At 62.8% G+C, this 25,092-nt stretch carries 24 protein-coding genes and 1 tRNA gene; 10 read left to right on the top strand and 15 right to left on the bottom strand.

Annotation, left to right across the window (positions count from 1 at the left end; all coding sequences use genetic code 11):
* Positions 1-10 precede the first annotated feature (10 nt).
* The 5 genes from nusA to G4Y73_RS03955 form a co-directional block, all read right to left on the bottom strand.
* Positions 11-1,516, bottom strand: coding sequence for a transcription termination factor NusA (nusA, locus tag G4Y73_RS03975; protein ID WP_164229659.1), 1,506 nt, complete (start codon positions 1,514-1,516; stop codon positions 11-13).
* A 34-nt stretch (positions 1,517-1,550) separates the two neighbouring features.
* Positions 1,551-2,036, bottom strand: a complete 486-nt coding sequence (rimP, locus tag G4Y73_RS03970; RefSeq protein ID WP_164229656.1) for a ribosome maturation factor RimP — start codon at positions 2,034-2,036, stop codon at positions 1,551-1,553.
* Positions 2,037-2,103: 67 nt separating this feature from the next.
* A tRNA-Met gene (locus G4Y73_RS03965) sits at positions 2,104-2,180 on the bottom strand.
* A gap of 107 nt (positions 2,181-2,287) precedes the next feature.
* Complete coding sequence (locus G4Y73_RS03960; protein ID WP_164229654.1) at positions 2,288-2,983, bottom strand: glycosyltransferase family 2 protein; 696 nt, start codon at positions 2,981-2,983, stop codon at positions 2,288-2,290.
* On the bottom strand, positions 2,971-3,564 hold the full coding sequence (locus G4Y73_RS03955; RefSeq protein WP_164229652.1) for a DedA family protein: 594 nt from the start codon (positions 3,562-3,564) through the stop codon (positions 2,971-2,973). Before G4Y73_RS03955 ends, G4Y73_RS03960 begins: the two co-directional genes overlap by 13 nt.
* Before the next feature lie 160 nt (positions 3,565-3,724).
* On the opposite strand from G4Y73_RS03955, the gene G4Y73_RS03950 reads away from it, so the two are divergent.
* From G4Y73_RS03950 to G4Y73_RS03940, 3 genes are all read left to right on the top strand, one after another.
* Complete coding sequence (locus tag G4Y73_RS03950) at positions 3,725-6,094, top strand: alpha/beta fold hydrolase (RefSeq protein ID WP_164229649.1); 2,370 nt, start codon at positions 3,725-3,727, stop codon at positions 6,092-6,094.
* 4 nt (positions 6,095-6,098) lie between these two features.
* A complete protein-coding gene (locus tag G4Y73_RS03945) occupies positions 6,099-6,812 on the top strand; it encodes an SDR family NAD(P)-dependent oxidoreductase (RefSeq protein ID WP_164229647.1) in 714 nt (237 codons plus the stop codon).
* A 253-nt stretch (positions 6,813-7,065) separates the two neighbouring features.
* The gene (locus G4Y73_RS03940; protein ID WP_205596468.1) at positions 7,066-8,076 is read left to right on the top strand and encodes a hypothetical protein; all 1,011 of its coding nucleotides are present in this window, start codon (positions 7,066-7,068) and stop codon (positions 8,074-8,076) included.
* Positions 8,077-8,226: 150 nt separating this feature from the next.
* Here G4Y73_RS03940 and G4Y73_RS03935 read toward each other — a convergent pair whose 3' ends face one another.
* Positions 8,227-8,433, bottom strand: a complete 207-nt coding sequence (locus G4Y73_RS03935) for a hypothetical protein (RefSeq protein WP_164229645.1) — start codon at positions 8,431-8,433, stop codon at positions 8,227-8,229.
* Positions 8,434-8,543: 110 nt separating this feature from the next.
* Here G4Y73_RS03935 and frdA point away from each other — a divergent pair, with 110 nt between their 5' ends.
* The 5 genes from frdA to rquA are packed head-to-tail and all read left to right on the top strand — an operon-like array spanning position 8,544 to position 12,601.
* Entirely contained in the window at positions 8,544-10,295 is a 1,752-nt protein-coding gene (gene frdA / locus G4Y73_RS03930; protein WP_164229643.1) for a fumarate reductase (quinol) flavoprotein subunit, read from the top strand.
* Positions 10,288-11,028, top strand: coding sequence for a succinate dehydrogenase/fumarate reductase iron-sulfur subunit (locus tag G4Y73_RS03925; protein WP_164229640.1), 741 nt, complete (start codon positions 10,288-10,290; stop codon positions 11,026-11,028). Before frdA ends, G4Y73_RS03925 begins: the two co-directional genes overlap by 8 nt.
* Positions 11,025-11,414 carry a fumarate reductase subunit C gene (locus G4Y73_RS03920; RefSeq protein ID WP_164229637.1) on the top strand — a complete coding sequence of 130 codons (390 nt, stop codon included), beginning with the start codon at positions 11,025-11,027 and terminating at the stop codon, positions 11,412-11,414. Before G4Y73_RS03925 ends, G4Y73_RS03920 begins: the two co-directional genes overlap by 4 nt.
* A 1-nt stretch (position 11,415) precedes the next feature.
* Entirely contained in the window at positions 11,416-11,772 is a 357-nt protein-coding gene (gene frdD, locus G4Y73_RS03915; protein ID WP_164229633.1) for a fumarate reductase subunit FrdD, read from the top strand.
* Between the two features lie 46 nt (positions 11,773-11,818).
* On the top strand, positions 11,819-12,601 hold the full coding sequence (rquA, locus tag G4Y73_RS03910; RefSeq protein ID WP_164229630.1) for a rhodoquinone biosynthesis methyltransferase RquA: 783 nt from the start codon (positions 11,819-11,821) through the stop codon (positions 12,599-12,601).
* A gap of 60 nt (positions 12,602-12,661) precedes the next feature.
* Here the strand turns inward: rquA and sufU are convergent, their stop codons facing one another.
* From sufU to G4Y73_RS03875, 7 genes are all read right to left on the bottom strand, one after another.
* Positions 12,662-13,081 (bottom strand): Fe-S cluster assembly sulfur transfer protein SufU, encoded by a 420-nt coding sequence (sufU, locus tag G4Y73_RS03905; protein ID WP_164229627.1) that lies wholly within the window; start codon positions 13,079-13,081, stop codon positions 12,662-12,664.
* A gap of 20 nt (positions 13,082-13,101) precedes the next feature.
* Positions 13,102-14,352 (bottom strand): cysteine desulfurase, encoded by a 1,251-nt coding sequence (locus G4Y73_RS03900; RefSeq protein ID WP_164229622.1) that lies wholly within the window; start codon positions 14,350-14,352, stop codon positions 13,102-13,104.
* Positions 14,353-14,536: 184 nt separating this feature from the next.
* A complete protein-coding gene (gene sufD, locus G4Y73_RS03895; protein WP_164229620.1) occupies positions 14,537-15,739 on the bottom strand; it encodes a Fe-S cluster assembly protein SufD in 1,203 nt (400 codons plus the stop codon).
* A 4-nt stretch (positions 15,740-15,743) separates the two neighbouring features.
* On the bottom strand, positions 15,744-16,499 hold the full coding sequence (gene sufC, locus G4Y73_RS03890; RefSeq protein ID WP_164229617.1) for a Fe-S cluster assembly ATPase SufC: 756 nt from the start codon (positions 16,497-16,499) through the stop codon (positions 15,744-15,746).
* 41 nt (positions 16,500-16,540) lie between these two features.
* Positions 16,541-16,963 (bottom strand): GxxExxY protein, encoded by a 423-nt coding sequence (locus G4Y73_RS03885; RefSeq protein ID WP_164229615.1) that lies wholly within the window; start codon positions 16,961-16,963, stop codon positions 16,541-16,543.
* The gene (gene sufB / locus G4Y73_RS03880) at positions 16,963-18,408 is read right to left on the bottom strand and encodes a Fe-S cluster assembly protein SufB (RefSeq protein WP_164229613.1); all 1,446 of its coding nucleotides are present in this window, start codon (positions 18,406-18,408) and stop codon (positions 16,963-16,965) included. Before sufB ends, G4Y73_RS03885 begins: the two co-directional genes overlap by 1 nt.
* Positions 18,405-18,869 (bottom strand): SUF system Fe-S cluster assembly regulator, encoded by a 465-nt coding sequence (locus tag G4Y73_RS03875; RefSeq protein WP_164229611.1) that lies wholly within the window; start codon positions 18,867-18,869, stop codon positions 18,405-18,407. The genes sufB and G4Y73_RS03875 overlap by 4 nt, the downstream gene beginning before the upstream one ends.
* A 161-nt stretch (positions 18,870-19,030) precedes the next feature.
* Here G4Y73_RS03875 and G4Y73_RS03870 point away from each other — a divergent pair, with 161 nt between their 5' ends.
* Together G4Y73_RS03870 and G4Y73_RS03865 are read left to right on the top strand one after the other, a co-directional pair.
* The gene (locus tag G4Y73_RS03870; protein WP_164229609.1) at positions 19,031-20,860 is read left to right on the top strand and encodes a hypothetical protein; all 1,830 of its coding nucleotides are present in this window, start codon (positions 19,031-19,033) and stop codon (positions 20,858-20,860) included.
* Positions 20,857-21,843, top strand: a complete 987-nt coding sequence (locus tag G4Y73_RS03865; protein WP_164229607.1) for a phosphotransferase — start codon at positions 20,857-20,859, stop codon at positions 21,841-21,843. Before G4Y73_RS03870 ends, G4Y73_RS03865 begins: the two co-directional genes overlap by 4 nt.
* Position 21,844: 1 nt before the next feature.
* On the opposite strand, the gene G4Y73_RS03860 is transcribed toward G4Y73_RS03865, so the two are convergent.
* Positions 21,845-23,020 carry a GGDEF domain-containing protein gene (locus G4Y73_RS03860; protein ID WP_164229605.1) on the bottom strand — a complete coding sequence of 392 codons (1,176 nt, stop codon included), beginning with the start codon at positions 23,018-23,020 and terminating at the stop codon, positions 21,845-21,847.
* 106 nt (positions 23,021-23,126) lie between these two features.
* Positions 23,127-24,938 (bottom strand): diguanylate cyclase, encoded by a 1,812-nt coding sequence (locus tag G4Y73_RS03855; RefSeq protein ID WP_164229602.1) that lies wholly within the window; start codon positions 24,936-24,938, stop codon positions 23,127-23,129.
* Positions 24,939-25,092 lie beyond the last annotated feature (154 nt).

The following is a 25,092-nucleotide window of genomic DNA, read 5'->3' as shown; positions in this document are numbered from 1 at the left end:
GAACCTCGTCTTATTCTTCGGCAAACCAGTGCGCGCGAGCCTTCATGATCAAGTCGGCAGCTTGCTCGGGCTCGAGATCCTCGATTTCCTCGAGCTCGTCGACCGCGCATTCGGCCAGGTCATCGCGCGAACGAATGCCCTTTTCGGCCAACCGGTAGGCCATGGTATCGGTCATGCCCTCCAGATCAAGCAGATCCTGCTTCGGCTTGTGCTCTTCGAGCTGTTCCTCCGAAGCGATCATCTGGGTGAGCAGGGCATCGCGTGCGCGTTGGCGCAGTTCAGCCACGACATTCTCGTCGAACTCCTCGATCTCGAGCAGTTCGCTTTCCGGCACGTAGGCAACTTCGTCGATGTTGGTAAACCCCTCCTGCACCAGGATGGAGGCAACCTCTTCGTCAACGTCGAGCTTTTCCTTGAACATCTCGAGGATGCTGCTGGCTTCCGTTTCGCTCTTCTGCTCGGCTTCCTCGATCGTCATGACGTTGAGGGTCCAGCCGGCCAGCTCGGAAGCGAGGCGCACGTTCTGGCCGCCGCGGCCGATCGCCTGCGAGAGGTTCTCTTCCTCGACGGCGATGTCCATGCTGTTGGAATCTTCGTCGACCACGATCGAGTGGACTTCGGCCGGCGCCATGGCATTGATGACGAACTGGGCCGGATTCTCGTCCCACAGGATGATGTCGATGCGCTCTCCGGCCAGCTCGTTTGATACAGCCTGCACGCGCGAGCCGCGCATGCCCACACAGGCACCGATCGGGTCGGTGCGGCTGTCGAGGGCGTGGACGGCGATCTTGGCGCGCCGGCCCGGATCGCGGGCTGCGCCCTTGAGTTCGATCAGGCCCTGGCCGATCTCGGGCACCTCGAGCTTGAACAGTTCGATCAGAAACTCGTTCATGGTCCGGCTGACGAACAGTTGCGGGCCGCGCACTTCCGGACGCACCTCGTAGAGGAATCCACGCACGCGATCGTTGATGCGCGCAGTTTCGCCGGGAATGGTGTGACGCGAGGGAATGAAGGCCTCGGCGTTCTCACCCAGGTCGAGCATGATGCCGCCCTTTTCCATGCGCTTGATCTGACCGCTGATGAGTTCGCCGACGCGTTCCTCGAAGGCTTCGACGACCTGGGCTCGTTCGGCCTGGCGCACGCGCTGGACGATCACCTGCTTGGCGGCCTGGGCGGCGATGCGGCCGAACTCGGGCGGCTCCATCGGTTCCTCGATGTAGTCGCCAACTTCCAGCTCGGGATCGTGCTTCCTTGCCTCGCTCAGGCGGATCTGGTGATCCTCGGATTCGAGTTCGGCTTCTTCTTCGTCATCCGAGATGACTTCCCAGCGACGGAAGGCGTCATAATCGCCCGTTTCCCGGCTGATCGAGACGCGCACTTCGATGTCTTCGGGGTGGCGACGCCGCGCGGCTGACGCCAGCGCCGCCTCGATCGCTTCAAAGATCGTCTCGCGCGGCAGGCCCTTCTCGTTCGAGACGACCTCGACCACCTGCAGGATTTCCTTGCCCTTGTTCATGATTGCCTGATTCCGCAATAGCTCATTAATTTGATCATTGATTCCGTCCGGCCGCCAGAAGCGCGTCCATGTCCGGCGCGAGCGAAGCCCGTTGCATGTCAGCCACGATCAATTCGTGACGCTCACCATCGACCTCGAGGATGACGCGCTCGTCGTCGGCCGACACGATGCGACCCTTGAACTTGCGCCGACTCTCAACTGGTACGGCCATGATCACACGGGCTTCTTCGCCGACAAAGCGGGCAAAATGCGCGCCGGTGAACAGGGGCCGCTCGATGCCCGGCGATGATACCTCCAGCGTGTACTGGCTGCTGATCGGGTCTTCCACGTCCAGCAGGGCCGAAACCTCGTGGCTGACACGCTCGCAGTCATCCACACTGATACCGACCTCCGGCCGGTCGATGTAGAGCCGAATCAGCCGATTCTTTGGATTGGGCTGATACTCGATGCCGACGTACTCGTAGCCAAGATCCTCGACCAGCGGCGCCAGCAGCGATTCCAGTTTGTCGGGTACAGCCACGGTATTCTCTCCGGCCTTGAACGAAAAAAGCCCCTTTGACCAGGGGCTTTTTTCTTTTCCAAAAACCTGGTAGCGGGGGCAGGATTCGAACCTGCGACCTTCGGGTTATGAGCCCGACGAGCTGCCAGACTGCTCCACCCCGCAATCGAGCCGGTAATTATAGGATCGGACCAGTTGGATTGCAAGCCGCAATCCAAAATCGACCGATGCCTGGACGAACAGATGGGGTGTACTGATGGTACGTTCAAGGCTCAACCACCGGTATCGCGAACGCGGTCTTGCCGGCCGATTCTCAGCAAGCCGACGAGCCCACCAATCACGTACAGGCTCCAGGTGACTGCTGTCACCTCGCCGATCATGCGCAGACGCCGCCACAAGCCCCGCCACCAACCGAACTTGTTCTCCTTGGTGCGGTGCACCACACCCTCGATCAGATCAAAGCCCATGCCACCGCCGCAGAGCTTGGCGGTGTGATTGAGCGCGATCTCGATGCGGAATCCACGCTTGTGCCGCTCCGGCACCCGCTGCCATAGCCCGCGCGTCAGGGCCCGCTCGCCACCGATGATGGGAAAGACCCGTAACAGGCGGTTGAGCCACAGTGTCTTGCGCGCCCGCACGCCGACGAACATCTCGTAACGCCCCTCGATGACCGGCCGCATGATGCGACTGAGCACCTCCTGGGTCAGACCGGTCACATCGGCGTCGAGAAACAGCAGCACATCCTCGCGGGCCGCCGCCACACCGGCATCGAGCGCCAGGGCCTTGCCGCGGTTTTCCGGCAGCGTGATGACCCGGGCACCGGCCTTGCGGGCTTGTTCAGCGGTGTCGTCGCTGGAGCCATCGTCGACCACGATGATTTCACTGACCTGTGGATGACCGACCACATCGGCGACACAAAGCCCCACAGTGGGCGCCTCATTGAATGCGGCGATGATTACCGAAACCATTGTTTTCTCACAATCGTGCCTACGAGGATGAACAGGCCAACGGTCAACAGCACAAACAGCAGGAATACGACCTCGATATGGCTGACCAGCGCCTCGAGCTGCTGGGCCGTTTCCACCACCGACCAGGCCAGTCCCGCCAGGCAGAGCACGAGCGTGGCCACGCCCAGGACATTGACGCCCATATAGACTGAAAACGGCATTTGCGCGGCACCGGCCAGCACCTGCGCAGCAATGCGGGTGCCATAGACGAACTTGGATAAGAACAGCAACCTGGGACCGTTGCGGCGAAACAGGGTATCGAGCCGTGCCACCTTGGCATCCGATTGCCGGGCGCGAATCCGGGCCAGCGCCTGAGCCGGATACCAGCGACCCAGCAGGTACCACAGACCATCGGAGATCAAAGTGGCCACGATCGCCACGGCGATCACCCCAGCCGGATCCAGGCGCCCGGTGGTGGCCAGGTAGAGTGCCGGCAGCAGGACCGCCTCCCCGGCCAGGAGCAAGCCGACGAACAGCACCAGGTAGGGATAATCGGCAAAAAGCTCGAGAACCGGCTGAAACAGTCCGGCGGCGTGCTGCATGCGTGATTCTCCCTGAATGCCCGCCAACGATTGTACCCCGCCAGCGCACACGAGGACGGCCGCCCCGCGCCGGCTCCGGTGCGGTATCCTGAGCGCCCGGCGATGCCCCGGCATCGCCAACCAAAGGTTTCAAGTTTCTGACCCCAAACCCTGGAAGAACATGCAAGCACGACTGATTACGCTTTTCCTGCTGGGCCTGACGATCGCCAGCCAGGCCCAGACCCCGCCCCTGAAACAGATTATGGCCGACCCGGACTGGATCGGACCGCCGGTCGAGCAGGCCTGGTGGCAGCTCGACGGCAGTGCCGTCAATTACCGCGTGGAGCGACCGGACAGCGATCTGGACGATATCCACCAGATCGACCTCGAACGCGGTGAAGACCGCCGCCTCGACTACGCCGAACAGGCCGTGATTGACGGGCCGGATCCGATTGTCCATCACGCAAGCGGTCGGGTGGTGTTCGTGCGCGACGGCAACCTGTTTGCTCGCCTGCCCGACCGCGACCGCCTGCTGCAGCTTACCCGCAGCACGGAATCCGACGCCCAGCCCGCCTTCAGTCCCGATGGCAAGCGGGTCATCTTTCGCCGCGACAGCCAGTGGTGGGTGCATGATTTCGAACGGGGCCTGAACTGGCCGGCGACCGACCTGCGCTTCGAGGACAAGCCGGATGCCGAGCCGGAGGACGAGCTGGGAGAGATGCAGCTTCGTCTGTTCCAGAGCCTGCGCGATCAGCAAGCGGACAAGCGCGAAGCCCGAACCGAAGCCGAAAAGGCCGCCAGCCAGGATCCGACCCGGTCGGTCGCACCCTGGTACCTGGGCGACGACATGGAAATGCAGCAGTCCAGCCTCTCGCCCGACGGCCGCTGGCTGCTGCTGGCGGTGAGCCCCAAAGACCACGACGACGGAGATGACGGCCAGATGCCGCACTACGTCACTAACGACGGCTATATCGACGTCGAGGACGTACGCACGCGCGTTGGCCGTAACGCGCCGCCGCCACAAACGCTGTGGCTGCTCGACCTCGAGAAACGCAGCAAACACGAGTTGGCCTTCGACGACCTGCCGGGCATCGGCGAGGATCCGCTGGCCGAGCTCAAGCAGGCACAGGATATCGACCCGCTCGCCGATGACGAAAACCGGCCGGTAAGCATCAACGATTTTGAATGGCACGCCGGGGGCGAGTTGGCCGCAGTGCAGATCCGCGCCATTGACAACAAGGACCGGTGGCTGGCGATCGTCGATACCGCCGATGATGAGCCCGCCCTGCACCATCGCCACCGTCTCAGCGACGTGGCCTGGATCAACTGGTACTTCAACGATTTCGGCTGGCTGCCTGATTCCGAGACGCTCTGGCTGCTGTCGGAGGAATCCGGCTACAGCCACTTCTACACCGTCGATGCCCGCGCTGGAGCGGCGCGACAGCGCACCGAAGGCGACTTCGAAGTGCTCGAACCGGTCGTGCGCGCCGATGGCCGCACCGTGCTGCTGCTTGCCAATCGCTCCCATCCGGCCGAGTACGACCTCTATCAACTGGATCTCGAGCTCGACGAACTCGAGCGCGTGACCGAACAGCGCGGGATCGAGTCCTTCACCCTTCGGCCCGGCGATGACGAGCGCGCCCTGGTGCGCTATTCCTCACCCTACCTGCCGCCCCAGGCCGGCCTGGTCGATCTGGAGACCGGCGAACTCGAAGCCCTGACCGACACGCGCACGGATGCATTCAAGACAATCGAATGGCAGCAGCCCGAGATCGTCGGCGTGCCGTCAAGCCATGTCGACCGCCCCGTCTGGTCCAAGTTCTACCCGGCCCGTAGCGAACCGCCCCACGGCGGCGACAGGCATCCGGTGGTGCTGTTCGTCCACGGCGCCGGCTACCTGCAGAACACCTGGCTGCGCTACCCCAACTACTTCCGCGAGCAGATGTTCCACAACCTGCTGACCGAACGTGGCTACCACGTACTCGACATGGACTACCGCGCCAGCGCCGGCTACGGCCGGGACTGGCGCACCGCCATCTACCGGCAGATGGGCACACCCGAACTCGAAGACCTGATCGACGGCGTCGACTGGCTGGTGGAAAACCACAACGCCGACCCCGGCCGAGTCGGTGTCTACGGCGGCTCTTACGGCGGATTCATGGCCTTTATGGCGATGTTCAGGGCACCTGAAGTGTTCCAGGCCGGGGCTGCACTAAGGCCGGTCACCGATTGGGCCCACTACAACCACTTCTATACTTCGAACATCCTCAACACACCCGAGGTCGACCCCGAAGCTTACCGGCGCAGCTCGCCCATCGAGTTTGCCGAGGGCCTGGACGGCCACCTGCTGATCGCACACGGCATGCTCGACGACAACGTCTTCTACCAGGACTCTGTGCGCCTGGCACAACGCCTGATCGAGCTCGAAAAAGACCACTGGGAAATGGCGTCGTATCCAATGGAGCGGCACGGATTCACCCGCCCGGATAGCTGGCGCGACGAATACTGGCGTATCCTGAACCTGTTCGAGAACACCATTGGAGGGAACTGACAGCATGAACGTGTTCATCACTGGCAACAGCAGCGGCCTGGGACTGGGGCTGACCGAAGCGCTGCTCGATCGCGACGCCATCGTCTGGGGCATGAGCCGGCGCGGATGCCCGCTGGCGGCGCACAACGACGACGGCCTGAGGGACCGAAAGCAGGACATCGGCAACCTCAATCATCTCGAGGAAGGCCTGGACGCACTGCTATCCGACTGCCTGCGCCTCGACCTGGTCGTGCTCAACGCCGGCATGCTCGGCCGCATCCAGGAAATCTCGCATACCGACGTGCACGATCTCGAGCACCTGATGCGTGTCAACGTCTGGGCCAACAAGCTGATCCTGGACTGGTTCATCGAGCGCCAGATTCCGATCGACCAGGTGGTGGCCATTTCATCCGGGGCGGCCGTCAACATGAACTACGGCTGGGGCGGCTACTCCCTCTCGAAAGCCGCGCTCAACAACCTGATCAAGCTCTACGCGCCGGAAATGCCGGACACGCACATGATCAGCCTGGCACCCGGCCTGATCGAGACCGGCATGCAGGACTACATCCGCGACGAGGTCGACAGCGAGGAATTCCCGTCGGTACAGAAACTCAAGGATGCTCGCGGCACCGAGCACATGCCCAAGCCGCGAGAGGCAGCCGACCAGATCCTCGACCTGCTCGACGACCTGAAGGAAAATCGCGAATCGGGCGACTTCGTCGACATCCGCAACCTTTAGCGCCCGCTCCGCACTGTCCGGGATAACAAGTAATCAGGGGTCATCCCGGCCTTGAGCCGGGATCCCGCACGCCTGAATCCGGCACGGCCCCGGGGATTGCCGGCCTGAAACCTGCGAGATCCCGGCTCAGCGCGCCGCGCTGGCCGGGATGACAAGTGTTTCGCCAACCAGCCAACCAATTTTGGCTGTCACGTTCCGGCCCGAATTCCCGTAGTATCGGATACGAACCAACTGGTGAAACGAGGGATTCCCCATGATGGACTTCAAGATCGGTGAAGTACTGGGCCTGATGGCCAAAACCATGCCATTCCTGATTTTCCGCTTCCTGATCTACTTCGGTATCACGCTGGCCTATGTGCTGGTAACCGGCGTCGGGGCTGGAATCGGATATTTTGTCGGCCACATTGGCGACGACCCTGGCGCATTCAGCGTCTGGGGCGGCCTGGTCGGATTCGGCATCACTTCGGCCATTCTGTATTTCCTGCGCGAGTACCTGCTTTACATGGTCAAGGCCGGCCACATTGCCGTACTGGTCGAGCTACTGGAAGGACGGGAGCTTCCCGAAGGCAGGGGTCAGATCGACTATGCCCAGGGCATCGTGCGCGAACGCTTCGTGGAATCGTCCGTGTTATTCGGCATCGATCAGCTCATCAAGGCTGTGCTCAAGGCATTCAACCGGGCATTTTTCACCATCACCGCCTTCATCCCGATTCCCGGACTGCAAGGCGTGGTGAAATTCATCAACACCGTCGTCAACCTGTCGCTCACCTACCTCGACGAGGTCATCCTGGCGCACAACATGCGCACCAAGTCAGACAACCCCTGGCGATCAGGCCAGACCGCGCTGATCCTCTACGCACAGAACTACAAGACCTTCCTGAAGAACGCCTTCTGGCTGGCCTTCTTCATCTGGGCCATGACCTTCCTCGTCTTCCTGGTGGTGTTGCTGCCGGTCGCCGGACTGGTTTCCCTGTTCCCGGGCACTGCCGGCATCCTGACCCTGGTCATCGCGCTGGTGTTCGCCTGGGGCATCAAGCAGGCCGTGATCGAGCCCATCGGCATGACCGCCCTGATGCAGGTTTATTTCAAGGTCACCGAAGGCCAGGAGCCAAACCCCGAGTGGGACGACAAGCTCAGCAGCGTCTCCAAGAAGTTCGGCGAGATGAAGACCAAGGCGATGGACTGGGACCGCGAGAAGGGTACCAAGCCCCAGGCCTCCGACGAACCGACCCCGGGCGGCGCAGCGCAACCCGAACAGAGCTAGTATCGAATAAAACGAACAGAAGAAGAACGATGTAAACCTGCCGGGCATCGCCCTGCCACAACAAGAAACCGAACTGCCCCGCAGCCGCTGGTTGCGGGGTTTTTTATTTGATGCGCGGGAGTTTTCGACGAGCCGATCTGCGACGTCGTGCTACAACCGGTCGCCCATCTCGTAACCCAGGGTGTCGTTGACCGTCTTTGGATTGTCCAGTGCATGTGTTTTGATTTCAGCCGTGGCAGAGGTGGATACACGGGGCGTCTCGGTGATGGCGAGGACCCCATCACGCCGGAGTTTCAGGCGTGTCTGGAATTGCATGAAGGAGACGACTTCGTGCTCTGGCTTCTTGACCCAGATCAACGGGCTACTTCCACGGCTGGGTGATAGTGCACCCAGGAGCAATAGCTTGAAAGTGGATATTCCGGTGCCTGACCGGTAACGCAGAAGCAACTGATCTACGAGGAGCGGCGATGCGGCTCGTTAATGCAGATGTAGTCATCATCGGAGGCGGTGGCGCGGGTCTGCGGGCCGCGATTGCAGCCGCCGAGGCCGATCCTTCTCTGCATGTCGCCCTGGTGTCCAAGGTCTACCCGATGCGCAGCCACACCGTCGCCGCCGAAGGTGGCGCGGCGGCCGTTGCGGGCGAAGACGACAGTCTGGAGAACCACTTCCGGGACACCGTCAGCGGCGGAGACTGGCTCTGCGACCAGGACGCCGTGGACCTGTTCGTCACCGAAGCGCCCGGTGCCCTGCGAGAACTGGAACACTGGGGCTGTCCCTGGAGCCGGCAGCCCGACGGCCGGGTCGCGGTGCGCCCCTTCGGGGGCATGAAGATCGAGCGCACCTGGTATGCGGCCGACAAGTCCGGCTTCCACATCCTGCACACGCTCTTCCAGACCTCCCTCAAATACGACGCAATCCACCGCTATGACGAGTACTACGTGGTGGATCTGCTGGTGGCCGATGGCCGGTGCACGGGCTGCGTAGCGATCGAGTTGAAAACCGGCGAGACGGTCGTCTTCTTGGCGCCGTCGGTGGTTATGGCCACGGGGGGCGCCGGGCGCGCCTTCCCGTTCACCACGAATGCCGGCATCAATACCGGGGACGGCATGGCCATGGCCTATCGCGCCGGGGTGCCGCTCAAGGACATGGAGTTTGTCCAGTACCACCCTACGGGTCTGCCTGGCACGGGCATCCTCATCACAGAGGGCGCGCGTGGCGAAGGTGGGGTCCTGGTGAACCGCGACGGCTATCGCTACCTGCAGGACTACAACCTCGGTCCGCCCGACCCTTGGCCGCGCAAGAAAGCCATGGAACTGGGGCCGCGTGACCGCCTCAGCCAGGCGTTCTGGCACGAACAGCAGAAGGGCCGCACGGTCGATCACGCTGCCGGCCAGGTCGTGATGCTGGATGTGCGCCATCTGGGCGAGAAGAAGATTAACGAGCGCCTGCCCTTCGTGCGTGAACTCGCGCGCATCTATGCCGCCGTCGACCCGGTGCACGAGCCCATCCCCGTACGTCCGGTCGTCCACTACACCATGGGCGGCATCGACACCGATATCGATGCGGCCAGCCCGGTCGACGGACTTTACGCGGCCGGAGAATGCGCCTGCGTGAGCATCAACGGCGCGAACCGGCTGGGCTCGAACTCGCTCACGGAACTTCTGGTCTTCGGCCGCATCGCAGGCCAGAACGCAGCGGCCACTGCCAAGGTCGAGCGGGCCGACGAGGCCTTGGCACAATCGCTGGCCGGCACCGCCATGTCCCGTATCCAGCGCCTGCGCGACACATTGCCAGGTGAGGAAACCATAGCGGGCCTGCGCGATGAATTGAACGGTTACATGGAAGAATGCGCCGGCATCTACCGCGACCAGGAGCGGCTCGACCGGGCCTGCGATGGGATCGGCGAGCTTCGACGGCGCTACGGAAAGCTTGGTATTACTGACAAGAGCAGCGTGTTCAACACGGAACTCGCTTACGCCCTGGAACTGGGCGCCATGCTCGAGATCGGCGAGGCCATGGTGCATGCCGCACGCACGCGCCGCGAGTCTCGCGGTGCCCACCAGCGCCTGGACTTTCCCGAGCGCAACGACGGTGAGTTCCTGGTCCACAGCATGGCCGGCTTCCGCGGCGACGGGCCACCGGAAATCACCCGCAAACCGGTCACTATCACACGCTGGGAGCCCGCCGAACGCGTGTACGGAGGAACGAGCGATGACTGAACGCCGCATTCGGCTGGAAGTGCAGCGCTACCGCCCGGAAACGGATTCGGAGCCCACCTGGGAAAGCTATGACGTCCCGGCCCGGGAAGACTGGGTGGTGCTGGACGCACTCAACTACATCAAGGACCACCTCGACGGAACACTGAGCTACCGCTGGTCCTGCCGCATGGCAGTCTGCGGCAGCTGCGGCATGATGGTCAACGGCAAGCCGGTACTCGCCTGCAAGGCCTTTCTGCGCGATTACCCGGAAACGGTGCGTGTGGCACCCATGGCCAATCTGGCCGTCCACCGCGATCTGATCGGCGACATGGAGACTTTCGCCACCCGGCTGCCGACGGTCAAGCCCTTCCTCATTCCCGAAGTGGAACCCCCCCAGGAGGACGTGTTCCGGCAGCAGTCTTCTGAACTGGCCGTATACCGTCAGTTCACCATGTGCATCAACTGCCTGCTGTGCTACGCGGCCTGCCCCCAGGTGGGGCTGAACGAAAACTACCTGGGCCCATCGATTCTCGCCCTGGCCCACCGCTACAACCGGGACTCACGCGACGGCGGGCGAGCCGAGCGCGAGGAAGTCACCGCCAGCGAAGACGGTATCTGGGAATGCACCTTCGTGGGCGAATGCTCGGAGGTCTGCCCCAAGGGCGTTGACCCGGCCGGCGCGATCCAGCAGATGAAGCTGGCCAGCTCCCTGGACTGGATCTCGCGGCCCTTGAAGCGCGGAGACAAATCATGAAGGGACCCACCCCCTGGCGTCCGGAAATGCCGACCTTCTGGTGGCTGGACCGGCCCGGCTACCTGCGCTACATGATCCGGGAACTGACCTGCGTCTGGGTGGGCGCCTGGGTTGGCATGGCCATTGTCGGCCTGATCAGACTCCGACAGGGGCCGAATGCCTGGGAAGGCTTTCTCGACACGCTGGGGTCGGCGCCGGGCATCATCTTCCAGTTCGTGGCACTGCTGTTCGTGCTGTATCACACGGTCAGCTGGTTCCGGCTGGCGCCCAGCACGATGCCCGTCTGGATCGGCGAAACCCGGATGCCGTCGGGATGGATCGAGCTGGCCCATTACGCGGCCTGGATCGTGGCGTCCCTTTTCATACTCTATTGGGTGGGGGTGTAACGTGGCGCGATCGAACAAGCCAATCATCTGGTTGCCATTCGCCGCCGGCGGCACGGTTGCGGCGTTCCTGTTGCCCGCTGTGATGCTCGCCGTCCTGCTCGTCTCGCTCGGCGCTTTGCCCGCCGATGCGCTGTCCCATGCTCGTATGCAAGCTCTCGTCGTCCATCCCGTCGGCAAACTCGCGATCCTGGTCGTGCTGGCGCTGCCCCTGTGGCATGCCGCCCACCGGCTGCGGATGACGCTACAGGACCTGGGCGTGCGCCGCTCCGGCGCGCGCCGGCTGGTTGCCCGGCTGTGTTACGGCCTGGCCGCGCTGGCCACCATAGCGCTCCTTTATGCGCTGCTGCCGACACCATGAATTGCAAAGTTTCGACCCCTGAGTCGGTCACCGTGGAGACGGAATTATGAAAAACTGCAAACTAGAGTACCGCCATGACGCTGCGGGCGGCGGGTCCACCGCCATTACCGCTCCGGCCTTCCCAACTCCGGTGCGGGACGACAAGTCCCTGCCGGACTATCTCGTCCGCTACTACCGCTGGGCCTACTTATGGCCCATCGCGGTGTGGTTCTTCGACCACCAGCCCATCATCAACGCCATTCTCTTCGGCAATTACCGCCGCATCATGAACGAGACCCGGCGACTGATGGACGCCCCCAATGCCGGCAAGACCCTCCAGATCGCGGCTGTCTACGGCAAGCTCACGCCGACCCTGGCCGCGGAGGTCGATGAACTGCACCTGGCCGAAGTCGCCCCGGTCCAGATCCGGGCCGCCGAGCGCAAACTCGAAGCATCCGGGCTGAAGGCCAAGATTGAACGCATGAACGCCGAGCAACTTGAGTACGGCGCCCAGAGCTTCGATACCGCGTTGATGTTCCTGCTCATCCACGAACTGCCACCCCGGGCGCGGCGCAACAGCCTGCGCGAGGCCCTGCGCGTGATTCGTCCCGGCGGCCGTTTCGTCATCGCCGAATACGGCGAAGTCCGACGCCGCCACTTCTTCCACCGCTTCGCACCCATGCGCTGGATTCTCACCACCGCCGAGCCCTTCCTCGGGGATTTCTGGAACGAAGACCTCGTGGAAACATTGAAGGCATGTGCCGCCGAGGAAGGTCGCGAAGTCGAACTCGACGAACACGTGGATATCTTTGGCGGGTTCTACCGGGTCATGCGATTCCGGGTCCTCTGACTATCCGCCGTCGCGGTCCTGGACCCCGGGCCGCGACGACTCCATGCCTCTCGCGGCGCATCAGCACTCGAGAGCGCTCAATGTCGTTCGCCAAGGCAGCAACGCATTGCGCACCCGCGCGGGAAAACCGCTGACCGATCGCAGGTGATTCATTTCCCCAAGTTCAGGATCGTCGGTGCTCTCAGGTTCATCGAGCAGTTGACTGAAGCGCTCGTAAGCGGCCGTAGTCTCGGCCAGGGAACGCCCCACCAGCCAGTCCATCAGCATCGAAGCGCTCGCCGTGGTGATGGCGCAGGCTTCACCGGAGAAGGCGGCTTTCTCGATTCGGCCCTCGACCACCCGGAGCTCGATCAGGATATCGTCGCCGCACAGGGCGTCCTGGCCACGAGCGCTGTGGGTCGCGCCGTCCAGACGGCCGTTGTGGTGCGGGGAGCGATTGTGGTCGAGAATGACCTGCTGGTAGAGCTGATCGAGCGCCATGGCTCGGAATTTTAACGCGTTCAGGCCAGCATCTCGCGCGCCTTGCCCAGGGCCTTGACGAAGATATCGATTTCGTTACGCAGGTTGTAGGGGGCAAAGGACACCCGTGCGGTAGCAGGCACACCGAAGAATTGCATCACCGGCATGGCGCAGTGGTGGCCGGTACGAATGGCCACGCCATAGTGATCGACGATCGTGCCGATATCGTTGGGGTGAGCGCCTTCGAGCGTGAATGAAACCACGGGGCCCTTGTGTTTGGCCGTACCGATCACGGTCAAACCATCGACGGCCTGCATTTTCTCGGTAGCGTAATCGAGCAGGCGTTCTTCCTGCCACACGATACCTTCAAGGCCGGTCTCTTCCAGAAACTCCACCGCCTTGCCAAAACCGATGGCGCCGGAGATATTGGGCGTGCCGGCCTCGAACTTGTGCGGCAGGTCGTTGTAGGTGGTGCCGTCGAAGCTGACGCGATTGATCATCTCGCCGCCACCCTGCCATGGCGGCATTTCCTCCAGGGTCGATTCGCCCGCCCACAGGGCGCCGATGCCGGTCGGGCCGTACATCTTGTGAGCGGAAATGCAGTAGAAGTCGCAACCCAGGGCCTGGACGTCGACGGCCATGTGCGGCGTGGCCTGGGCGCCGTCGACCAGCACCGGCACGTTGTGCTGCCTGGCGATCCGGCAGACTTCCTCGACCGGATTAATCGTGCCCAGGGCATTGGAGACATGCACCATACCGATGAGCCTGGTGCGCTCGTTGATCATTGCCGCCAACTCATCGACCAGCAACTCGCCCTGGTGGTTGATCGGCGCGACCTTGAGCACCGCTCCGGTCTGTTCGCACAGAATCTGCCACGGCACGATGTTGGAGTGGTGTTCCATGTGCGTGATCAGGATCTCGTCGCCTTCTTTCAGGCGCGGGCGCAGGTAGGCCTGGGCAACCAGGTTGATGGCTTCGGTCGTCCCGCGGGTAAAGACGATTTCCCGAATGGAGTCGGCGTTGAGCAGCCGGCGCACGGATTCGCGCGCGCCCTCGAATGCCTCGGAGGCCTCTACGGAAAGCTGGTGGACGCCGCGGTGCACGTTGGCGTTGTAGTAACGATAGAACTCGTCCATCGCCTCGATCACCTTCAGCGGTCGCTGGGCAGTGGCGGCGTTATCGAGATAGACCAGTGGCTTGCCATCGTGCACCTTCCGCGCGAGCACGGGGAACTGGTCGCGCAGGGCGAACACGTCGAGCTGGTCTTTGACTTTCGATTCAACCGTTTCCATGAACTTTCCAGGTGTTTAGATTGGAACCACGGAAATCACGGAATTCACGGATAAGGACTCGTTCAATCTCTTGATGGAGCACAATTGATTGATTCCTCCAGAAAAGCGGGCGATCCAATTCAACTGCATCCAGTCGACTTTTCAATTTCCGTGATTTCCGTGACTTCCGTGGTTCCCAAAAAATTTAAAGCTCCGACTCCAACTCAGCCAGCAGCCAGTCGCGAACTGGCCCAGCGGCCAGGTTTTCCAGCGGGGCGGCGGCGAAGCCGTACTTGAGGAGGCGATTGGCTTCCTCGGTCGGCAGGCCGCGCGAGCGCAGGTAAAACAGGGCGTCGTCGTCGAGCTGGCCGATAGTCGCACCGTGGGATGCGGTAACGTCTTCGGAATAGATTTCCAGCTCGGGTTTGGCGTTGATGCGCGCCTGTTCCCCGAGCAGCAGGTTGGCCGTGTTGAGGTCCGAGTGACTGTCGTCGGCATCGGCGTGGATGTGGATGCGACCGTTGAACACGCCCACGCCCGTACCACCGGCCAGGATGCGGAAAGATTCGCGACTGTTGGTGTGGCCCGTGCAGTGATCGATCGAGGTGTGATAGTCAACGTGCTGCTTCGAGCTCAATGCCACGGTGCCGTCGATCTCGCCGACCGAGCCGGCCCCGTTCAAAAAGACATTGAGGTCCTGTCGGCCCAGCCGTACGCCGGTATCGAGCACGAAGCTGTGGTACTCGGCATTTCGCATCACGTCCACGCGCGTGCGGGCCACGCGCACGATGTCGCCGCCGGCACGGCGCATGACGTGGTTCAGGGCCGCGCCCTGCCCCACCCGGATATCGGTGACGGCATTGACCATGCCCTCGCCGCCACCTGACTGGGCTTCCACCAGCGTGGCGCGAGCGTTTTCAGCCAGATTGATGAACAGGCGGGGGTGCACGGCGGCAGCAAAATCGTCGGAGCTTGTGTAGACGAGCACCAGTGGGCGATCCAATTCGCCCTCGATGGTGATACGCCAAGCCTGGCCAAAGCGGGCCAGATTGAGCCAGGCGAAGGCATCCTCGCGTCCACCGTACTCGATGCCTTCGAAATCCTCGCGGGTGGCCGGAACCAGCCTGATGGCGTCGGGCAATTCGGCGACGTCAGCGCTCAGGATGCCGTTGTCGAAATGCAGCAGGTACGCCTCGAACGGCAGTTCGGGGGCAATCGATGCCGATCCCGGCAGGGGCTGGAAATCGCGCTTTTCGAGCAGCTTGATCGGCGTGTATTTCCAGGCCTCGGTCTTGAGGTCGGGAAAGCCGTACTGCATCAACGCACGCTGCGCACCCTGGCGCAGATCGCTGAAGTCGTCGGCAGCCAGCGCCGATTCCGGGGCAAGTTTTTGGGCCAGTTCATTCATGCTACTAGGCCTCGGTCGCTTCCGCTTCCAGATGCGCGTAGCCTTCCGCCTCGAGCCGGTGCGCCAGTTCCTTGCCGCCGGACTCGACGATGCGACCGCCGGACAACACGTGAACGCGGTCGGGCGTGAGGTGCTCGAGCAGACGCTGGTAGTGGGTGATCACCACGAAGGAACGCTTGTTGTCCCGAAGCCGGTTGATACCTTCGGCCACCAGCTTGAGCGCATCGATATCGAGCCCGGAGTCGGTTTCGTCGAGCACCGCCAGCTTGGGCTGCAGAATGGCCATCTGCACGATCTCGTTGCGCTTCTTTTCGCCACCGGAAAAGCCTTCGTTGACGGCGCGCTTGAGCAGCGAATCGTCCATCTTCAGGTCACCCAATGCAGCGCGAACGGCCTTGAGGAAATTCATCGAGTCCATTTCTTCCTCGCCGCGCGCCTTGCGCTGGGCATTCAGCGCCGAGCGCAGGAAGTAGGCGTTGTTCACGCCCGGAATCTCGACCGGGTACTGGAAGGCCAGAAACAGGCCGGCGGCGGCCCGCTCCTCCGGCTCCATGTCAGCCATGTCCTTACCCTCGAACTCGATCGAGCCCTCGGTGACTTCATAGCCGTCATGGCCGGCCAGCACATAGCCAAGCGTCGACTTGCCCGAGCCGTTGGGGCCCATGATGGCATGCAGTTCACCGGGGCCGATCTCGAGGTCCAGGCCCTTGAGGATTTCCTTGCCGTCGATGGTGGCGTGTAGATTTGATATTTTGAGCATAAGAGTTTTTGAAACCGCAGATTTCGCAGATTTACGCAGATTTAAGTTTGATTGACGAATCTTTTGTACTGAAGTGACCGGGCCTTGAAATTCAACAGCAGTCCTTTCTCCAGACCGGTCGCTTTCAGATAATTGATCACCTGGGCTTCATGGACTGAATCCAGGTGACTGACTGCCTTCAATTCGACAATCATCGAGTCAAAGCAGAGGAAGTCCGCCTTGTAAGTTGTTCTCAAGGGCGTGCCCTTGTAAGTGACGGGAAGTACGCTTTCCCGAGTGAATTCGATTTCGCGTTGCCGCATTTCAATCTCGAGCGCGTCTTGGTAAACAGCCTCCAGAAAACCCGGACCCAAGGCCCGATGCACTTCCATGGCTGCACCGATCACCGCATACGACTCCGGATCATTTCCAGATTCATAATCTGCGCGAATCTGCGCAATCTGCGGTTTCGCGATCTCATTCATCAGCCGACCGCACCTTCCAGGCTGATCTCGAGTAACGCCTTGGCTTCCACCGCGAATTCCATCGGCAGCTCCTTGAAGACTTCCTTGCAGAAGCCGTCGACGATCAGGGCAACCGAGTCTTCTTCACTCAGACCGCGCGAGCGGCAGTAGAAAAGCTGATCTTCGCCAATGCGCGAGGTGGTCGCCTCGTGCTCGACCTTTGCGGTCGGGTTGAAAGATTCGATGTAGGGGAAAGTATGCGCCCCGCACTGTTTGCCGATCAGCAGGGAATCGCACTGCGTATAGTTGCGCGCGTTCTCGGCCCGTTTGGCCATGCGCACCAGGCCGCGGTAGCTGTTGTTGCTGTGGCCGGCCGAGATGCCCTTGGCGATGATCTTGCTGGTGGTGTTCTTGCCCAGATGGATCATCTTGGTGCCGGTATCGGCCTGCTGGTAGTTGCGCGTCAGTGCCACCGAGTAAAACTCGCCCGAGGACCGGTCACCCCGGAGAATGCAGGACGGGTACTTCCAGGTAATGGCCGAACCGGTCTCGACCTGCGTCCAGGTGATGCGCGCGTCGTCCTCGCGGCAGTCTCCACGTTTGGTCACGAAATTATAGATGCCGCCCTTGCCGTTCTCGTCGCCCGGGTACCAGTTCTGGACGGTCGAGTACTTGATATGGGCCTTTTCCTTGGCCACCAGTTCGACCACGGCGGCGTGCAGCTGATTTTCGTCGCGCATGGGCGCGGTGCAGCCTTCCAGGTAGCTGACATGGCTGCCCGGCTCGGCAATGATCAGCGTGCGCTCGAACTGCCCCGTATCGCGGGCATTGATCCGGAAGTAGGTCGACAACTCCATCGGGCAGCGCGTGTTCTTCGGGATGTAGACGAAGGACCCGTCGGTGAACACCGCCGAGTTGAGCGCGGCAAAGTAATTGTCGGTATGGGGTACGACCGATCCCAGGTACTCGCGCACCAGGTCGGGGTGCTCCTGCACGGCCTCGGAGAAGCTGCAGAAGATGACGCCGGCTTCCTTCAGTTCCTTCTGGAAAGTGGTGCCGAGTGAAACCGAATCGAACACCGCATCGACGGCCACGCCGGCCAGGCGCTCGCGCTCGTGCAGCGGCACGCCCAGCTTGTCGAAGGTCTCGAGCAGCTTGGGATCCACTTCGTCGAGACTCTTCGGCCGGTCCTTTTGTTTCGGCGCCGAATAATAGTGAATCTTCTGGAAATCGATCGGCGGCAGCTTCAGATGCGCCCAGTTCGGGCCGACCATCTTCTGCCACTGGTGAAAGGCCTTCAGGCGCCATTCCAGCAGCCATTCCGGCTCGTTCTTCTTGGCCGAAATCATGGCGATGATGTCTTCGTTCAGGCCGGCCGGCACGCGATCGGATTCGATATCGGTATAGAACCCGGCCTTGTAGCGCTGCTGGATGTAGTGCTGGACCTGTTCGGTAGTCTGACTCATGACAATTCTCTCTGCGACTCACGCAGCGTGGTTTCGGCACGAATGGCGATACGGCGCGAAGCGGGTTCGGCCAGGTCGGCCAGGCTCAGCCCGGCGAGCGCAGCCTCCACGGCCTGACCGATCATCTGCCAGTTACCCCGCAGGCTGCAGTCGGACTCGTGTGAGCAAAGCCCCGGCTCGAGCCCGCACTCGGTCAGGGCGATCGGTCCTTCCATGGCGCTGACGATGCCGGCCACCGAGATGTCCTCGGGTGGCTCGGCCAGCCTGTAGCCGCCGTTGACGCCGCGAATCGAGGTCACCAGGCCAGCGCGCGCCAGGGTCTTGAGCACCTTTGCCACCGTCGGCGGCTCCAGATGCGTCAATTCCGCCAGGCGACTGGCGGGAACGCACTCTTCGGGACCCCGCGCAAGCGCGGCCAGAAGTACCGTGGCGTAGTCGGTCAGTTTGCTGATTCGAAGCATGGCCTGCGCTCGCGAAAACTGTACCGTTCATTATGCGGGCCGGCCGGCGCCGAAACAAGACCAGATTGGTATTGTTTAGCCGTCGCCCTTGTCGTTACCGGGCATGAAACGCTCGAATTCGCTGGTAAACTGACGCCGTTTCCCACCGGCAACGGGGCCCGATGAACGGTAACGATTTCAGCTTTTCCGTATCCGCCTCTTCCGGGGGTGCAGCCAGCGAGGATTCGACTCGCTACCTGGCTCCACCCTACAACGCGCGCTTGATCGATCAGCAAACGGTTTCCCTGCTGATCAGCGGCACCGCACAGGCCAGGGAACTGCCGCTGTCGCTGGTGCAGGTCCTGAGCCAGTGCGGCCGCTTCCGGACCCTCGATGAGCACGCCCGGGAAGTGGCGCGTTCACTGCAGCTGCCGCCACCGCGCGCCGCTGAAATCCGCCGCTCCCTCGACCAACTGGTCGAACTGGATCTGCTGCATTCGGAATCCGACGTGCTTGCCCGCCTGGCCAATCGCCGCTCGAAACAATCACAACGCCCAATCGAGATCCTGTTCGTCCGCAGTTGCGGCCGGCCCGCCACCCTGGGCCGCCTGCTCGAGTCGCTGGCAGCACGGAGTTTGCCCGACGGCCTGTCGCATTGCCTGGTGCTCGACGACAGCCGGGATGCCGATGAACGCACCGCAACGCGCTCGGTCATTTCCGACTTCGAGGACCGCCTGGACGGTAAATTGCGGCTGGTCGATGTCGATCAGCGCCGCCGCCTGATCGAAGCGATTGCAGCCCAATCCGGCGTCGAGGCAGAAAGCCTGCACTGGGTGATTGAGGGCGACCCCGATGATCCGGCCCCGAGCTACGGCGCCAGCCTCAATCTGGCCTTGCTGTTGGGGGCCGGTTCGCGCATCGCCATCATGGATGATGATGCGAGTTTCGACGCCTTCGAACTGCCGAACGTCGCAAACACGCCGGCGTTTCGTTGTAGCCAGTCGGCACGCATTCACTTTCCCGAGCCCGACTGGACACTGCCCGGTGATCACTATCAGGCGCTCGGGCGCCACCCGCTGAGCTGTCACGACGAGCTGCTCGGCGCTACCGGTGGGGACCTCGCCGCGCTCGGTCAATCCGACCAGCGCGGACTGCTTGAGGATCTGGACCCGCAGCTCCTGCACGAACTCTCGGGCGAAACCCGGGTTCGCATGACCAGCAGCGGCACCCTGGGTGACCCCGGCACCGGCAGCATCCTCTGGCTTCTGGCCGAGGATCCGGTGTATCTGCAGCCACTGTGCGAAAGCGAGTCCCGCTACCGGGAACTGATCGGCCAGCGCCGGCTCGCCCGCTGTGCCGACCGGCCCCTGGCCACGACGGCCTACGCGCTGATGACCACCACGCTGACCGGCATCGACAACCGCGCCCTGCTGTTGCCGACCCAGGCGCGAGGTGCCAACGAGGATCTGCTGTTCGGAGCCCTGATCGACTTTTTGCATCCCGGTTCGCTGCAAGTCGGCCTGCCGCACATGCTGTTCCACCTGCGCCCCGAACCGCGTCGCTGGGAGACAGCGGACATCGAGCGGCCGCGCAATGTCGAACGCGGCGGCTTCCTGGCGCGGCAGATCGAGCAACTCGCCCAGACCAGCCGCTCGCGTGATCCGGAGCGGCGTGCCGATCTGCTCACCGCCGCGTTGCGTGATCTCGCCCGCTGCGACGATCTCGACTGGCGGCTCAAGCGCGAGTTGCTGGAAACCCGGGCCGACCTGATCGAGCGGATCGGAAAAACGCGGCAATCGCTCAAGCCGCCGCCCTGGCTTGACCGCGATTTCGCTCGATCGCTCAAGGCGCAGCGAAGCATCACTGACCAGGACGAGGAACGATTGAACCACCTGGCGGCCAGCCTGCCGGCATTTCTCGAGAGCTATGCCGCCAGTCTTCCGCATTGGCGTCGGGCCTGGCAGTCCTGCCAGTCACTCAACCTGGCCGACCTGCTGGATTCCACACAGTGAGCACCACCGACGATCGACGCGAACTGGCGCAAAGTTGGGCGGCTGCGCAGCTCGGCTGGAAGCACTTCGACGCCGAATCCGTTTCCAGCGACGCCAGCTTTCGCCGCTATTTCCGCCTGCGCCGCGGCGATGCTTGCCACATCGTCATGGACGCGCCGCCCGAGCATGAAGATACCGACCGTTTTGCCGACGTGGCCGCTCGCCTGAGGCGCAGCGGCGTTCATGTCCCGGAAGTACTCGCCCATGACACCGAGCGGGGCCTGATGCTCCTCGAAGACCTCGGATGCCGCCCCTATCACCAAGTGCTCGACGCCAACAATGCCGACGCCCTGTTCGGCGATGCCCTGGACGCCATGCTCCGCTTCCAGCGCGGCGCCGACCCCCAAGGCTTGCCGGACTACGACCCGGCGCTTCTGATGCGGGAACTGGCGCTGTTCCCCGACTGGTTCCTCGCCCGTCACTGGCAGGTCGATCCGACCGACGGCGAACTGGATGCCTGGGACCTGGTCTGCGCCACGCTGATCCGCTGGGCGCTGGATCAGCCGCAGGTCTTCTGCCATCGCGACTTCATGCCGCGCAACCTGATGGTCGCCGAGCCCAATCCCGGCATCATCGACTTCCAGGACGCCGTCCGCGGTCCGATCAGCTACGACCCGGTCTGCCTCTTCCGCGATGCCTTCCTGAGCTGGCCACCCGAACAGGTCGACGGCTGGCTGGAGCACTATCGCAACAAGGCACTGGAGGCCGGACTGCCGGTCCCGGAAGACGCCGATCTCTGGCGCCGAACCTGCGACTTCATGGGGGTGCAGCGCCATCTCAAGGTCATCGGTATCTTCGCGCGCATCCGTTATCGCGACGGCAAGCCGAGATACCTGGAGGACGCCCCGCGCTTTTTCGCCTATCTGGACCAGGCCATCGATCGCAATCCGGAACTGGGCGACCTGCGTCGTTTGCTGGCCGCCTGGCGCAACCGGTCGGCCTGAGTCAGGCCAGTTCGACCCGGTCTCGACCAGCGCTCTTGGCCCGGTACAGCGCCTGATCGGCGATAGCAACGCAGTCCTCCCAACACATCTGCCCCGGCCGGCATTCCACTACGCCGAAGCTGGCACGCAGATCGACCGGCTGATCGTCGATCCTGAAATCGGTTCGCCGCATTTTCGAGCGCAGTCGATCGGCCACTTGCGCGGCCTGCTGACGTTCGGCGCCGGGTAGCAACACCAGAAATTCCTCCCCGCCGAAACGGAAAGCAATGTCGCTGTCCCGAATGACGCCATTGATCAGGTCCGCGGCGCGACACAGTGCCCGATCCCCCGCCTGGTGGCCGAAGCGGTCGTTAACGTCCTTGAAGTGGTCCAGGTCGATGAGGATGAGCGAGAGCGGCACATCACGCTCGATCGCGCGCTGCAGTTCCCGCTCGGCGATGCTGTCGAGTGACAGACGGTTGTAGAGACCGGTCAGTGGATCCTGTTCGGCCAGGTCGGACAGTTCCACCTGCTTTTCACGGAACAGCACCAGTACAAGCGCCATGGTCAGCGCATAGCCGTAGATCATCGAGACGACGAAAATGCCGATCTGGAACGGGTCGCCGACGAACGACGTTGTCAGGGCCGGGCTGATCAGGGCATAACCGAAACGCAGGGCCAGTAACACGGCGTAGACCATGATGACGGTCGCGGCAATACGATGAAAGCGCCGCATGCCCGGTCGGCGTGCCCGCCACAGCAAGGCGCCGGCATACAGGCCCAGCGCGACGTAGAAACCGGATTGCACGATGATCCGCCAGCGCAGGCTCTCGCGCAGTTCAGCCGACACGAACACGGACGCACAAATCACCATGACCATGGCCAGCACCGGCCAGAACCAGGTCCGGTAGCCCAGGTAGCGCTGAATACCGACCAGCACCATGCCGTGGCCGAATCCGATCAGCGAATTGGCCAGCGACGCGGCGATCCAGGTCGCTACCGGCACCTCGAGGGTCTGCAGGATGTGGCCGAGCAGGTAACCCAGGCCAAAGCCCAGGCCGGCGATGGCCCAGTCAATCAGCACCCGCGAGCGCATGCCGGCCAGGTAGATTCCGATCATGGTGGCGGCCATCAGAAAGCCACTGACGCTGGAGGCGAAAGCCAACGTGCGGACATCCAGCAGCAGCAGCTCAATCACGTCGCTCGTTCCCGCTCGGCATCACCAATCCCCTCCTACAATAGCGCGACTCGATCGGGTCGGAAACCCGCTCAGACCCCGTGGGCAGACAGCAACCCCTTCCTTGTCAGGCCCGCTCGACCCGGTCGCGACCGGCGCGCTTGGCGCGATAGAGCGCCTGGTCGGCTGCCTTGATCAGACTCTCGGCCTCGTCGCCGTGATCGGGGTAACTGGCAACACCGAGTGAAACAGTCACGCCGTGAAGGGGTTGCCCACGATACTCGACATCCATATCCGAGACCGCCTTGCGCAGGCGTTCGGCCGCCAGCATGGCCTGCTCGACCGACGCGCGTGGCAGCACGATCAGGAACTCTTCTCCGCCCAGCCGGCACGGCAGGTCCATGTCCCGGGCCTGTTCGGCCAGCAGCCTGGCCAGGTCGATCAGCACGGCGTCACCGGCATCGTGGCCGAGCGAATCGTTGAACTGCTTGAAGTGATCGACATCCAGAACGATGACCGAAAGGGGATTGCCGGTACGCCGGCTGCGCGATATCTCGCGGCCGAGGTTTTCATCGAGAAAACGGCGGTTGTAAAGGCCCGTCAACGGATCGCGGATCGACTGGTCGCGCAGGGAATCTCGCAGCCGCAGATTGCCGACATTGAGCGCGAGTGTTTCAGCCAGCACCGCCGCGATGTGCCGCGTCTCCTGGTCAAGTCCGGGACCGTCGAGCGGCGTGAGGCTGAGCACGCCGATGACCTCGCCGCGATCCATCATGGGAATGCACAGCCCCTCGGGCGCCGAAGACACGGGGAAGTGGCGGCAGGGTGGATCGCCGTCGGCACTGCGGAAGTGGTACTTGTAGCCGGTACGCAGAGACCGGCACTCCCCGGGCTCGAACATCTGATCGTGGGGTTTGGCCGCTGTTTCCGGCGGCCAGGCGAAGGCGGCGGCGAGCTGGTCGCGTGAAGCCCGGTACAAGCTGAGTGCACCGGCCGTACCCGACAGCAGCTTCGAGACGTAGCCTTCGGCAACCGCGAAGGATTCGTCCGAGGTCTGGCAATCCTGCAGGCTGCGCGTGAGCCGGTCGAGCAGGTCGGAATGGCGCTTGCGTTCCTCCAGGCGCGCGGCCATTTGGTTGAAGCCGTTGGCAAGCTGCGCGAACTCCCGGCTGTCTTCCAGCTCGACCCGATGGGAAAAGTCGCCTTGCGCCACCCTCTCGGCAGCTTCAGAGAGCACATTGAGACCACCGCGAATCCGGCGCACCAGTGCGCCGACCAGAAACATGCCGAGTACTACCGCCAGCGGGGCACCCGCAATGCTCACGATCTGGGCATTGCGTTGGTGCGCACCGGCCTGGGCGATATGTGCGTCGACGCGAGCCCGGATCAGTTCGATCAGATCTCGCGCGATCCGTTTCATATCATCGACCTGAGCCTTGTCTCGCCCGCTCGCGACGAGTACCTCCAGGTCTTCCCGCACCCTCTGGCTGTCCCGGCCACCGGCGAGTACCTGGCGTTCGAGTGCAATCATCGGCTCGGCAAGCTCCCGGCGATACACCGCGAACTGGGCGGCGAAACGGTCGAACAACTCCCGTTCGCGCGAGCCGGGAGACCAGGCCTGCCGGGCCTCCGCGGTCGTCTCCGCCTGGGCATCGAGCGCTTCACGATACGGGGCCAGAAAGGCCTCGTCCCCGGTGATGATGAATCCGCGCACGCCGGTCTGGGCATCGAGCACATTGACCAGCATCTCCTGGCTGAGCGTCAATCCCGTACTGGTACGCTCGATCTGGCGGGACAGTTCGGCATGATCGCGCATCAGCTGGTAAACAGCCAGGGCGATTACCAGTGCCACGATCAGCGGCACCATAGCCGCAAGCAGGGCCTGGCGGGCGATCGTCCGGCGCTGGCCCGAAAAGGCACGTTGGTAGGCTCGACGCATCCGGTCCGTTTTCCTTGTCGCCACGGCGCGTGCCCGTGACTTGGTCGTGGAGGCCCCGGCCCTACCCAGGGCTGGGAGGATAACCAGCCGTACGATGGCCTGCAAATTTCCCGGACGCCCGGAGCCACTCGATTAGACTATGCCGGCATGGGCC

Source organism: Wenzhouxiangella sp. XN201, from assembly GCF_011008905.1.
GTDB lineage: Bacteria > Pseudomonadota > Gammaproteobacteria > Xanthomonadales > Wenzhouxiangellaceae > Wenzhouxiangella.
Note: the sequence above shows the minus strand (reverse complement) of the source record. Positions and strands in the feature narration are given on the sequence as shown.

Bases quoted from the DNA above. Each gene is read 5' to 3' on its own strand.
- nusA (WP_164229659.1), bottom strand. From the start codon at position 1,516: ATGAACAAGGGCAAGGAAATCCTGCAGGTGGTCGAGGTCGTCTCGAAC.
- G4Y73_RS03960 (WP_164229654.1), bottom strand. From the start codon at position 2,983: ATGGTTTCGGTAATCATCGCCGCATTCAATGAGGCGCCCACTGTGGGG.
- G4Y73_RS03955 (WP_164229652.1), bottom strand. From the start codon at position 3,564: ATGCAGCACGCCGCCGGACTGTTTCAGCCGGTTCTCGAGCTTTTTGCC.
- G4Y73_RS03950 (WP_164229649.1), top strand. From the start codon at position 3,725: ATGCAAGCACGACTGATTACGCTTTTCCTGCTGGGCCTGACGATCGCC.
- G4Y73_RS03945 (WP_164229647.1), top strand. From the start codon at position 6,099: ATGAACGTGTTCATCACTGGCAACAGCAGCGGCCTGGGACTGGGGCTG.
- G4Y73_RS03940 (WP_205596468.1), top strand. From the start codon at position 7,066: ATGATGGACTTCAAGATCGGTGAAGTACTGGGCCTGATGGCCAAAACC.
- frdA (WP_164229643.1), top strand. From the start codon at position 8,544: ATGCGGCTCGTTAATGCAGATGTAGTCATCATCGGAGGCGGTGGCGCG.
- G4Y73_RS03925 (WP_164229640.1), top strand. From the start codon at position 10,288: ATGACTGAACGCCGCATTCGGCTGGAAGTGCAGCGCTACCGCCCGGAA.
- G4Y73_RS03920 (WP_164229637.1), top strand. From the start codon at position 11,025: ATGAAGGGACCCACCCCCTGGCGTCCGGAAATGCCGACCTTCTGGTGG.
- rquA (WP_164229630.1), top strand. From the start codon at position 11,819: ATGAAAAACTGCAAACTAGAGTACCGCCATGACGCTGCGGGCGGCGGG.
- sufU (WP_164229627.1), bottom strand. From the start codon at position 13,081: ATGGCGCTCGATCAGCTCTACCAGCAGGTCATTCTCGACCACAATCGC.
- G4Y73_RS03900 (WP_164229622.1), bottom strand. From the start codon at position 14,352: ATGGAAACGGTTGAATCGAAAGTCAAAGACCAGCTCGACGTGTTCGCC.
- sufD (WP_164229620.1), bottom strand. From the start codon at position 15,739: ATGAATGAACTGGCCCAAAAACTTGCCCCGGAATCGGCGCTGGCTGCC.
- sufC (WP_164229617.1), bottom strand. From the start codon at position 16,499: ATGCTCAAAATATCAAATCTACACGCCACCATCGACGGCAAGGAAATC.
- G4Y73_RS03885 (WP_164229615.1), bottom strand. From the start codon at position 16,963: ATGAATGAGATCGCGAAACCGCAGATTGCGCAGATTCGCGCAGATTAT.
- sufB (WP_164229613.1), bottom strand. From the start codon at position 18,408: ATGAGTCAGACTACCGAACAGGTCCAGCACTACATCCAGCAGCGCTAC.
- G4Y73_RS03875 (WP_164229611.1), bottom strand. From the start codon at position 18,869: ATGCTTCGAATCAGCAAACTGACCGACTACGCCACGGTACTTCTGGCC.
- G4Y73_RS03870 (WP_164229609.1), top strand. From the start codon at position 19,031: ATGAACGGTAACGATTTCAGCTTTTCCGTATCCGCCTCTTCCGGGGGT.
- G4Y73_RS03855 (WP_164229602.1), bottom strand. From the start codon at position 24,938: ATGCGTCGAGCCTACCAACGTGCCTTTTCGGGCCAGCGCCGGACGATC.